The following is a 10,359-nucleotide window of genomic DNA, read 5'->3' as shown; positions in this document are numbered from 1 at the left end:
ATACTGAATATTTGACTTCAATATATCCCAAGGAAAGTTCAGATCTGTATAGTAGTCACAGACAAAAACTGGATGCAGATCAATCTGATGCTCAAGCGCATTCTGCAGCAGTTCCTCCAAATAGAAAGAAGAATCCGGCATTCCGCCGCAAGGAAGTTTATGAAAACCATATTGTGTCGTATGAAGATACCGCAGTACCGAATTATCTATGATCGCCACGCCGCAACTTTGCGCATTAACATAGTGAGCGCGCGGATGTCCATAAAGCGATACAACTTTATCTTGAACGTCGGCACATATACATTCAGTACTTCGAAAATCTTCAATTTGATTCAATAATATGCTATTTCCTTTCTCTTCATACGAAGAAAGAAGTCGTTTTAAATCGAGTACGGAAAGAAATCCATCACCATTCGCTAATAACACAGGTTGTTCAGAACAAAGATTTTCCAAGGCTTCCCATATTTGCCGATTCTCTGCACTGACGATTCTGGAAAATGGAAATTCCTCAGTTAATCCCCTGAACTGCCGGGCTTCTACCGGATCGCAAATCAATATGGTTTCTTCTATCCTCATTTCCTGTAACGCAATTAACCAATGTTTCAGGAGGGGAATGTTTCCGATCGGCAGCAGACACTTCGGTCGATAAGTTGAAAACGGAAACATCCGCCTACCTTTACCTCCGCAAAATAATACCGCTTTCATTCTTACTTCCAATACCCATAATACTTGTCAAATAATTCATCATTGTAGGCATCCGCGCCATCGACATTAGAACTACGCAGCACTGGTGGCTGAATTCCTTGCTTTACCAACAAATCGACAGTATCGACAATGATCGCCTGAGCAATTGCGGTTCCAATACTGTCTGAGGTGGGTCCCAGAGGTACGTTGAAATTTTCAACATAATAAGCTGCGTCACCTTTTTCAGCGCAATTATCGATTACAACATCGGCAATTTCATACATCTTTTTTCCAGAAGGATCGCGGGATTCTGTATCTTGGCTATGTTTCATGGATGTCAAAGCAATGACCTTAGCGCCCTTTGCTTTGGCAGCCAAACACATTTCCACCGGCACAGGATTTCTTCCGGAATTAGAAATAACCATCAGGGTGTCCTTTTCATCCAGCTTATACAAATTAAGCAGCGATGAAGCATATCCCGGAATCCGCTCCAAATAAGTACTCTTATTGGGCATTTCATGAAGCATCAGTTCTGGCGCCAAAATAGCCTTAACCCAAGCCAGGCCGCCGGCACGAATATAAATTTCTTCCGCCACCATGTGGGAATGGCCGGAGCCGAAAACGTAGAAACGCCCGCCCTGTTTGCAGGAATTGGCAACACAGACCGCAGCCGCTTCTATATTCGTCGTTTCATGATCGATGACTTCCTGAAGTTTTTCCTGAACAAACTTTAAATATTTTTTAGTTTCCATCATTGTAATCCATCCTTCTTTTATATTTGTTTTTCTCCATTTTATCTATTGGAAAGTATGAAAACAGATTTCTTTCGCTTTCCAACAGTGTAAACCTGCAGGACTAAGTGTTAATTACCAAGATATGAATCTATATTCTTTAGTCTTGATTCTTCATTGGAAACTTCACGCTTAGCCCGCAGTCCCTGCATTGCAAAGCCGGGTATCCGCAGCCTCTTCCATATAAAACTTTTTCATTTTTCCTATATTTACAATGACTGCTGGATGCGGCTTTCCCGTTTCCGCTCAATTCATAAAATCATCCAGTTCACCTTCATCCTTCAGCTGTTCCTGAAACCGCAGCGTGCTGTTAAGAATGTTTGTTTTCCCCACGTCCAGAAGATGACGGGCAAGTTCTGGCAGAGCATATTCATGGCGGCAGTTGAGCGCTTCCAATAACATTGGCAGGTTCATTCCGCTCAGAACCAGGACGTCGGGTTGATTCATTGTTCCCAACAGAGATTGGTTACATGGCGTTCCACCTTCGAGATCTGTCATGATCAAAGTCTGTGAACCTGTTCTCTGGATTATTGACTGCAGATTTTTCTGGAAAGTTGATGTGGACTGATCAGGTGACAGGCTCAGGGAATATAGTCCCTGAGCTTGTCCATATAAAAGTTGACTTGCTTCGATCAGTGCCAATCCGAGCTGACCATGACTGACAAGGATCAACTGAATCATGCCGTAAGTCCCATCTCTTTCAGCATTGTCAATGACTCTGAAATCAGAATCGCCTGCGCGTTTTCTCCCAAATAGGAAACCCCAACTTCATAACCGTGAGTGCTGTAGCCTTCTTTAGATAAAATATAGCCAACATAGTCATTGGCATAACCACACACAATGACGGCGGGTTTAATTTTAATCGCTTCCGCAATCTCGCTGAAAGCCTCGCCAGGTAAGGTTATCCATTGAAACAAACCAGTATCTATGACTTGAATCATAGTTTCAATTTCTTTTAAATCACCGATATTCTTTTTGATCATCAGATTGCGTTCATAACCCTGTAATGATACATAAGCTTTGCGAATCTGTGCCTGATCGGCATTTTCATTTTTCAGTTGGTTCAACAAAGCCTTTCCCTCAGTAATTTCCCGTTCACAAAGATCATCATTTTTGAACGTTTTGACAGGCAGTTTCACTTTTCGAAGAGAGGTCTGAAGGTGTAGCGTTTCCTGCATTGTCATCGTGCTCAGCAGCTTCAGCACTTCTCCGCTCAGACCCATCGCCAACCGTTCCATTTCCTCCACACTGGATTCCCGGCGAGTGAATCGGGTACTAATATTTCCTGCTGCGCCTTGAGAATAAGCAATGACGGCATCTGGAATAACTGCGGATAATTGGCGGCGCATCGCTCCCGGAAAATCTGCTGATATTGTGTAACTGGTATAGGTAAGAACGGTTGGGTGGCAAGCAAAATTAACAATTAAACCACGGCACTTTCCTTCTAAAGAGTCAATTTTAACCACATTGACCGAATCGTCCATATAGCATTCCGGTTCATTCCGATTATTTCCAAGCGTCTGAAGACTTCCTACAGCAAAACCAATTTTAGCTGGATTCAAATCAGCTTCTGCTTGCAGAATCCCTTGTACTAAGGATTCAATTAGAAATGAATAATAGGCTTTTTCCTCAGGCTTGGGTAACCTTTTTGCATCTAAGTAGTTGCGTCCTTCAAGCGCACATGCGCTAGGACCTGAATGGGTATGAGTAGCCTGAATCAGGATTGCTTCTGCAGAAAGCTTCGATTTTCCGCTGAGCTGCTCTATAACCTTATCCCGGACATGACCGTCAATATTGATCAAATCACAAGTAACAAAGGCTGCCCGCTGACCAACTTCATCCTCAAATACATAACAAGTTGCATAAAGTAGATCATGAATTGATTCCGCTCCATGATCCCTTTCTCGGAAGCCAGCCATAGACATACCTAGAGCTGGTGTGATGTTCATTCTGGAAATTCCTACACGCATATTTTCATCCTTCCTTTATTACAAATCATCTTCACCGACTAATCTTTACAGTTAGAACAAGCCGATCACAGCGCCGATTATGGAAATTACGATTAACAAAAGCAATAATTTTGTCGCAGACTGACCTTTTTTCATTCCCATATAAATACCTAAAGTAACCAACAATGGGATTAAATTCGGCATCACGCCATCAAAAATCCCCTGCAAGGTCATGGCTTGCGTTCCTTCGCCAACAACATAGTCCAGCGGAACTTTGACCATGGTCGCACTCATTACGCCTAAAACCATTAAGCCGATAATTGTTGTCGCTTCCGTTAGTCTTTGCATAACAGCAGATCCTGAAAGCTTCTCAACAAAGTTTATTCCCATCCGGTAGCTTTGGAAAAGACCAATATAGCGGGTTCCAATTGTAAATACATTATAGATAATCAGGAAAACAATCGGTCCGAGTATGCTTCCGCCTGTTGCCAAGCTAATACCGATGCCGGCACAGATCGGGAAAATCGTGAACCAGAACAGGGAATCACCAATACCAGCGAAAGGTCCCATCATTGAAACCTTAACTGAGCTAATCGAACTGGGATCAATATCATGATACAGAGCCAGGCGTTCTTCCATGGCAAGGGTAGTCCCAAAAATCGGATAAGCCATATAAGGCTGAGTGTTAAAGAATTCCAGATTCCGCTCTACGGCTTTTCTCAAGCCTTCTTGATCGTCATTATATAATTTCTTTAATGCCGGCAAGATTGTGTAGCAATAGCCCAATGCCTGCATACGTTCATAATTCCAAGATAATTGCAGCAACATTCCGCGGAACAAGACCTTATTCAGATCTTTTTTGGTCAGGCTTAATTTTTCTGTATTTGTCATTTTCTTTCTCCTACTCGCTCATCAAAGCATCAAGATCATCTTTCGATTCCGTATCATTTTCAGACTTTTTTTGAAAGTGATCATAAATTAAAGCGATACTGACAGCAACCATTGTTACACCCACAATCGAGAATCCGCCGAAGGTAGCTAGTGCAAAACCAATAAAGAAGAACGGAATCAAATGTTTAATATCCAACATCGTCAGCAACATTCCAAAACCAACGGCTGGCAGAATACCTCCAGAGACTTCCAGACCTCTGAGCACCTGAGCAGGAATCATTGCAATAAGCCCTTGAACTGCATCGATACCAAAATAGACGGCGGGGAACACTATGATGAAGGTCTTACAGATCATCACCAATAATCCTCCAAAATGACAAAGTTCCAGTTTTTTGTAGTTACCTTCTGCTGCCGCTTTATCTGCAGCATGAATAAAGAAGGTATTGATCGTTCTTCCAAAAATATCAACAGCCTGTGCTGCGACAGCAACTGGAATAGCTAAGGTCAGCGCTATTTCAGGACCTTCTCCGCTGACAATCGCAAACGTGGTCGCGATAATGGTGCCGATCAGCTGATTTGGAGGCACTGCCGCCCCCACCCCTGAAATTCCCATAAAAATCAACTGCAGCGTTACGCCGACTGTAACGCCGGTGGTAACGTCACCTAAGACCAAACCAATAATTGTAGCGGCTATTAATGGTCTTGAAAATCCGAATTGTCCATTCATTCCTTCAACAGCTAATACGCAGGCAACCAATGATACAAGCAATGCAGTAATCATTTTTTCTATTATCCTTTCTTCGGAAACCTTCGTTCCAAACTTTATTAATTATGATTTTCAGATCATGGAAAGAATATTGACAGGGGAATCGGTTTGGAGCATTCGATGTTCAATTTGAACACCTTGTTTTCCCATTTTTCGAATAACTTCGATCTCTTTATCATCCAGGAATACAGCTTTTGTAAACTGCCGGCTTCCTTCATGAAAGCGAATCCCCCCCAAATTCAGGAGCTGAATCGGAACCTGGTTTTCAATCAGGCGTAACGGAGTGTAAACATTGGCAAAGATCAACATTGTGCGGTAGGCATCAAGAATACCCTGTTTTGACTTTTCAATATACTTTTCAGTGGATAAGGCATAGAGCTTGATTCCCGCAGGAGCGGAGAGTTTTAAAACAGAAAGCTGTGTTTTATCGGTCGCTATTTTATCATCGACTATCACAATAACTTGTATATCATTGGATCGGACCCAACTTGTGATTACCTGGCCATGAATTAGCCTGTCATCCACACGAGTTAAGACCAAAGACATAAGAAGCCTCCTCTCATTCAACATCGGAGTGCGCGCCACATCCTTGTCACCATTATAACTTATATATACAAGTTGTCAATACATGTTATTTTAAACTTTTTTATTCTTTCTAAAATTTAATTCTTTTTCCTATTTACTCTCAAACAACGCTTATAATTTAATTTTTCAGCATTAAAATCACAGCCAACAACAGCGCCAGCTTGTTTATTGTGATCAAGCTCTTTCAGATAGATGTTTTCAGGAAAAAGAACTTCGATTAATGCTCGCTTATTCAATTCAAGTTCCCTGAATGGCGATACTCCAGGCCGCTATGCTACTGAACTTCTCTTCTCTGCGAAATCAACCGTAAAACTATACTTAACGCTCCAAAGTTAAAAATTGCGTAAAAAAAATCGATTCTCTACGCTTTAAGAATCGATTTCAAAAACACATTCAATAAACAATAAAAGATTTTTCATAAGGGTACTGATAGCTTCATTATTTTATGACCGCCGGATGTTCTTTACTTTTTAAATACAGTCTGAATTAACGTAAAATTATCAGTGCGGTAATAAGTTGTTCCGCAGTTAAACGGCGTTCCATTTTTTAAATAGGCAATAATGTACATTCTGATCAAAGGCTGACCAATTGGAACATTCAATGCGTCAGCGACTCGTTTCTCTGCCGCCACGGCGTCCAATTTTTGATCAGCATAACTAAATTCCAAACCATATTCATCTCGAATGTACTGATAGATCGAATTGGATACGACTTGTTCATTTAATTCCGGAATTAACGCTTTCGTAAAATATTCTTCTTCCAACGCAATAATTTCATTATCCGCACACCGTACACGATGAACACTCCAAACCGGAGCCCGTAATGGAATTTGAAGATTTTCCGCCAGTAAAGCATCAGCTTCCATCTCCGTAATAATCGTTTCCTTGGTAGAAGGCACACGATTTCTTTTCAAAACTTCCTCAGTAAATCCTATTCCACATTGGAACTCCATAAATTTCGGCTTTTCTCGGACATACGTTCCTTTTCCTTGCCTTCGAATCAATAAATTATCCACGATCAGCTCATCAATTGCTTTACGGACTGTCATTCTGGAGGTCTGAAGTTTAGCTGCTAAAACATTTTCTGATTCAATACTTTCTCCAGCATGATAAAATCCACTTTGAATCTGTGATAAAATATAATTTTTAATGATTTCATTTTTATTCATAGCTTCTCCTTATTTATAGAAAACAGCTTAAATTAAGTATAAACTAGGCTTTTTTAAAGTGCAAATTGTTTTTTAGAAAGGCTCTTGTGCGGGGCGTCAGCACTCAAAAATCTCACAATCGTAAGAATAGTCCGTAAGGCCTCAAGTACAACCCTGTTGATAATCCAGAACGATAAATTTGCGTCTAAAACATTCTGGATAAAACAATCGCTAAACGCGCAACTTCAAGATAAAGTTTAAAAAAATCCCATGTATTAAGTCATTTGATTTCTTTTATCAATATTTTTGGTTAATAAAGCCAGAAAATAATTCATGCCTGTTATAATACTAGAAAGGAGGATCTTCCTATGAAAACAGCCAGGCAAAAATGGATTGTTCTGTTCAGTTTATTTCTATTGACAGGCTGTCAGCATCAACCTGAGGAAATCGGTCTGACCGCCGTTTCTGCCGTTTATCAGAAGCAGCAGGCTGAAAATCAGAAAAATCCGGAATTCGCAGAACAAAACACAGAAGTCATTACCGATTTGGTTAACGAAGTGGTAAAGCTGCGCTTTCAACGCGCCGGCGAAGCGCTGGCTTCCCATTTAAGCGAAGCCTGCCGCGAACGGTTCATCGCCGCCAACCAGGCCGTCACCGGAACGGATTACGGTCTAGCCCGATTAGGCAAACTGGAAAGCTGCACGATCCTGACGATCAATGACAACACGGTTTTGGCTCAAATTAACGCTTCTTATGGGGACACGCCTGCGGCTTATACGCTTGTTCTAACACTGATCAGCGAAGATCAGACCTGGCTTGTCGATCAGATGCGCTGGATGGAGAACGATCAATCCCCGCGCAGTCCGGTGGAAAGCGCCGAGCAGCTTGTCAAAGCTTATCAGGAAGCGGTTCTTTCTCAGGATTACGCCCGGCTTGCTTCCCTTTATAATACAACGGCAGATCCCAATGGGCTCTTATTCTGGAGTACCGTCAGAATTTCCGACTGCGAAATCACGGCGCAGAAGATTCAGACAGGGCAGGCTTGCTTTCAGCTGCAATTCACCGTCGCGGGTCCCGGCATGTCCCAACTGAAAAAAGGAACCTCGACTGCCTGGCTGTGGTGCCGCCGTCAGCCGCAGCAGGACGGAGAATCAATTTCCGGCTGGATCATTGAAGGTTTGATGACAAAACAGCCGCCCACATCCTGGTGGCAATCTTAGAACGTCCCTCATGCCGCAAATCTCATCACTTGTTTTATCTGGATAACGTGGAGAAACCTATCCCGCAGCGTTATCCAAAGGATGAGGAATTTAAACTAAAGCTCTGAACTTCATCCATGAAATTCAGAGCTTTGCTTATTTTATAATTTAACAAGTTTCAAGGAACCGGCTGATTCGTTCCAGCGCACCCTTGATTTCCTCAATGCTGTAAGCATAAGAGATCCGCACGAACCCCTCGCCGCTGGCGCCGAAAGCGTTGCCCGGAACGACCGCAACCTTTTCTTTTTCCAACAGCTTCTCACAGAATTCTTCCGAGCTCATTCCGGTATGCTTGATCGACGGGAACACATAGAACGCACCCTGCGGCATTGGACATTGCAGTCCCATCCGGTTTAAACCGTTGACGATAAAGTTGCGCCGGCGTTCAAACGAATCCTTCATCATTTCAACGTCTCCGTCGCCCTTGGCCATCGCTTCAATACCGGCATACTGGCTGATGGTCGGCGCACACATGATCGCGTACTGATGAACCTTATTCATCGCGGCGATCAGATCCCGGTGCGCGGCGATATAACCTAACCGCCAGCCGGTCATTGAATACGCTTTGGAGAATCCGCTGATCAGAATCACCTGATCCTTGATCTCGCTGAACGAAGCGATCGAACAATGCTTGCCGCTATAGGTCAGCTCAGCGTAAATTTCATCCGTGACCACCGCAATCCCGGATTCCTGAATCAGCGGTACAATCTCGCTGAAGTCTTCCTTTGTCATGATGCCACCGGTAGGATTTCCCGGGAAATTCATTAAAATCGCTTTGGTCTTCGGGGACAGCGCCTGCTTAAGCTGTTCCTTTTTCAGTTTGAATTCATCTTCTTCTTTTAATTCCACAATCACCGGGATACCGCCGGCCAAACGAACGCATGGCTCATAGGCGACATAACCCGGAGACAGCACGATCACTTCGTCACCCGGATTCAATAATGAGCGGAAAGCGATATCGATCGCTTCGCTGCCGCCGACCGTAACCAGAATATCGCTGTTCCACGCATACTCCAGCTGGAATCTCCGTTTCAGATAACGGCAGATTTCCTTGCGCAATTCCGGCAGTCCGGCATTTGCGGAATAAAATGTCCGGCCCTTTTCAATCGCGTAGATCGCTTCCTCGCGGATATGCCACGGGGTATCAAAATCCGGTTCGCCGACGCCCAGCGAAATAACCCCTTCCATCGAGCTGGCCAGATCAAAAAACTTGCGGATGCCTGACGGCGGAATGGTTCCGATGACGTCGTTTAACAATGATTTAGGATTCATGGAGTCACCAACAGACGTTCCTGATCGTCTTCCTGCTGATCGATGATCACGCCTTCAACTTTATACTGTTTCAAAACGAAGTAAGTGGCCGTTCCCTTAACACCTTCAATCGGAGCCAGCTTCTGACCGACAAAATCGGCGACTTCGCGCATTGTCCGGCCCTTGACGATCACGATGAATTCGGACCGTCCGGAAATCAGATACATGTTGCTGACCTCCGGATAGCGGTAGATTTTTTCCGCGACTTTATCGTAACCGCAGTCGCGCTCCGGCGAAGCGTTGACTTCGATCAGCGCCATGACGTGATCCTGGTTTGTCTTATCCCAGTTGATAACGGTATGATATCCGCAGATGACCTTTTCCTCGGCCAGCTTCTTCATTCCCCCGTCCACCTGTTCCGGAGTTGAGTTTAAAATATCGGCAAGATCGGTTACGGATATCCGGGCATCCTGTTCGATCGCTTTTAATAATTGAATCTCCTGCATAAGTATTCCTCGCTTTCTATTTTCCTAATGACCTGATGTTTTCAGCCGTCAGGCCATCCAGGAAACGAGTTTCCGCATTCTCCGCATTCCCATTTCCTAACTTCCCCCGCTTTCCTAGTTAGCTTTTGCGCTGAAACCGCGCGTTCGCTTTCAGCTGTTGACTTTTTGCGGCAGTTCTTATTTTTCCAAACCGCCGGGATGCTGAATGATTATAGGATATCATAAAATCAGACGCCGCGGGCAATGTTTCTCTCTTTGTTTCAGAAAATCATGACATTTTTTTAGATCTTCATGAAAATTTTCAACAAAACAGGACCAGGTTGCCCTGATCCTCTCTTTTCCATCTTAATTTATAAGCAATTCGTTCTGTGATCCTCTTTATTGAATATCCTTGAGCTGACCTTCGTTCAGAACAACCCGATGATCGCTCAGCTCCGAGACGACGTTGGAGTGGGTCACGACGATAACCGTCTTCCCAAATTCCTCTGTCAGCATTCGGAAAATCTTGATGATCTCCTGTTCCGTCGCGG

General features: G+C 43.6%; 12 protein-coding genes. 1 reads left to right on the top strand and 11 read right to left on the bottom strand.

Going from position 1 to position 10,359, the window contains the following annotated elements; genetic code table 11:
* The 9 genes from HOLDEFILI_RS19475 to HOLDEFILI_RS01410 all read right to left on the bottom strand — a co-directional run.
* On the bottom strand, positions 1 to 705 hold a 705-nt coding region (locus tag HOLDEFILI_RS19475; protein WP_006057558.1), incomplete at its 3' end, for a nucleotidyltransferase family protein.
* A 2-nt stretch (positions 706 to 707) separates the two neighbouring features.
* Entirely contained in the window at positions 708 to 1,439 is a 732-nt protein-coding gene (locus HOLDEFILI_RS01440) for an SIS domain-containing protein (protein ID WP_006057557.1), read from the bottom strand.
* Positions 1,440 to 1,721: 282 nt separating this feature from the next.
* Entirely contained in the window at positions 1,722 to 2,156 is a 435-nt protein-coding gene (locus HOLDEFILI_RS18695) for a PTS sugar transporter subunit IIA (RefSeq protein WP_006057555.1), read from the bottom strand.
* The gene (locus HOLDEFILI_RS01430; RefSeq protein WP_039863658.1) at positions 2,153 to 3,445 is read right to left on the bottom strand and encodes a neutral/alkaline non-lysosomal ceramidase N-terminal domain-containing protein; all 1,293 of its coding nucleotides are present in this window, start codon (positions 3,443 to 3,445) and stop codon (positions 2,153 to 2,155) included. The genes HOLDEFILI_RS18695 and HOLDEFILI_RS01430 overlap by 4 nt, the downstream gene beginning before the upstream one ends.
* A 51-nt stretch (positions 3,446 to 3,496) precedes the next feature.
* Positions 3,497 to 4,315 (bottom strand): PTS system mannose/fructose/sorbose family transporter subunit IID, encoded by an 819-nt coding sequence (locus tag HOLDEFILI_RS01425; RefSeq protein ID WP_006057553.1) that lies wholly within the window; start codon positions 4,313 to 4,315, stop codon positions 3,497 to 3,499.
* 10 nt (positions 4,316 to 4,325) lie between these two features.
* Entirely contained in the window at positions 4,326 to 5,096 is a 771-nt protein-coding gene (locus HOLDEFILI_RS01420) for a PTS mannose/fructose/sorbose/N-acetylgalactosamine transporter subunit IIC (protein ID WP_006057552.1), read from the bottom strand.
* A gap of 57 nt (positions 5,097 to 5,153) precedes the next feature.
* A complete protein-coding gene (locus HOLDEFILI_RS01415; RefSeq protein ID WP_039863657.1) occupies positions 5,154 to 5,627 on the bottom strand; it encodes a PTS sugar transporter subunit IIB in 474 nt (157 codons plus the stop codon).
* 116 nt (positions 5,628 to 5,743) lie between these two features.
* Positions 5,744 to 5,902 carry a hypothetical protein gene (locus HOLDEFILI_RS19095; protein WP_006057550.1) on the bottom strand — a complete coding sequence of 53 codons (159 nt, stop codon included), beginning with the start codon at positions 5,900 to 5,902 and terminating at the stop codon, positions 5,744 to 5,746.
* Positions 5,903 to 6,129: 227 nt separating this feature from the next.
* A complete protein-coding gene (locus tag HOLDEFILI_RS01410) occupies positions 6,130 to 6,834 on the bottom strand; it encodes a GntR family transcriptional regulator (RefSeq protein ID WP_006057549.1) in 705 nt (234 codons plus the stop codon).
* A 347-nt stretch (positions 6,835 to 7,181) separates the two neighbouring features.
* On the opposite strand from HOLDEFILI_RS01410, the gene HOLDEFILI_RS01405 reads away from it, so the two are divergent.
* Positions 7,182 to 8,033 carry a hypothetical protein gene (locus HOLDEFILI_RS01405; RefSeq protein ID WP_006057548.1) on the top strand — a complete coding sequence of 284 codons (852 nt, stop codon included), beginning with the start codon at positions 7,182 to 7,184 and terminating at the stop codon, positions 8,031 to 8,033.
* Between the two features lie 147 nt (positions 8,034 to 8,180).
* Here the strand turns inward: HOLDEFILI_RS01405 and HOLDEFILI_RS01400 are convergent, their stop codons facing one another.
* Positions 8,181 to 9,344 carry an aminotransferase class I/II-fold pyridoxal phosphate-dependent enzyme gene (locus HOLDEFILI_RS01400; protein ID WP_006057547.1) on the bottom strand — a complete coding sequence of 388 codons (1,164 nt, stop codon included), beginning with the start codon at positions 9,342 to 9,344 and terminating at the stop codon, positions 8,181 to 8,183.
* On the bottom strand, positions 9,341 to 9,829 hold the full coding sequence (locus tag HOLDEFILI_RS01395; RefSeq protein WP_006057546.1) for an Lrp/AsnC family transcriptional regulator: 489 nt from the start codon (positions 9,827 to 9,829) through the stop codon (positions 9,341 to 9,343). Before HOLDEFILI_RS01395 ends, HOLDEFILI_RS01400 begins: the two co-directional genes overlap by 4 nt.
* Positions 9,830 to 10,359 lie beyond the last annotated feature (530 nt).

Origin of the sequence: Holdemania filiformis DSM 12042 (genome assembly GCF_000157995.1) — a bacterium.
Taxonomy (GTDB): Bacteria; Bacillota_I; Bacilli_A; order Erysipelotrichales; family Erysipelotrichaceae; genus Holdemania; species Holdemania filiformis.
The sequence above is the reverse complement of the archived record's forward strand: the minus strand, read 5'-3'. Positions and strand labels throughout refer to the sequence as shown.

Bases quoted from the DNA above. Each gene is read 5' to 3' on its own strand.
- HOLDEFILI_RS01440 (WP_006057557.1), bottom strand. From the start codon at position 1,439: ATGATGGAAACTAAAAAATATTTAAAGTTTGTTCAGGAAAAACTTCAG.
- HOLDEFILI_RS18695 (WP_006057555.1), bottom strand. From the start codon at position 2,156: ATGATTCAGTTGATCCTTGTCAGTCATGGTCAGCTCGGATTGGCACTG.
- HOLDEFILI_RS01430 (WP_039863658.1), bottom strand. From the start codon at position 3,445: ATGCGTGTAGGAATTTCCAGAATGAACATCACACCAGCTCTAGGTATG.
- HOLDEFILI_RS01425 (WP_006057553.1), bottom strand. From the start codon at position 4,315: ATGACAAATACAGAAAAATTAAGCCTGACCAAAAAAGATCTGAATAAG.
- HOLDEFILI_RS01420 (WP_006057552.1), bottom strand. From the start codon at position 5,096: ATGATTACTGCATTGCTTGTATCATTGGTTGCCTGCGTATTAGCTGTT.
- HOLDEFILI_RS01415 (WP_039863657.1), bottom strand. From the start codon at position 5,627: ATGTCTTTGGTCTTAACTCGTGTGGATGACAGGCTAATTCATGGCCAG.
- HOLDEFILI_RS01410 (WP_006057549.1), bottom strand. From the start codon at position 6,834: ATGAATAAAAATGAAATCATTAAAAATTATATTTTATCACAGATTCAA.
- HOLDEFILI_RS01405 (WP_006057548.1), top strand. From the start codon at position 7,182: ATGAAAACAGCCAGGCAAAAATGGATTGTTCTGTTCAGTTTATTTCTA.
- HOLDEFILI_RS01400 (WP_006057547.1), bottom strand. From the start codon at position 9,344: ATGAATCCTAAATCATTGTTAAACGACGTCATCGGAACCATTCCGCCG.
- HOLDEFILI_RS01395 (WP_006057546.1), bottom strand. From the start codon at position 9,829: ATGCAGGAGATTCAATTATTAAAAGCGATCGAACAGGATGCCCGGATA.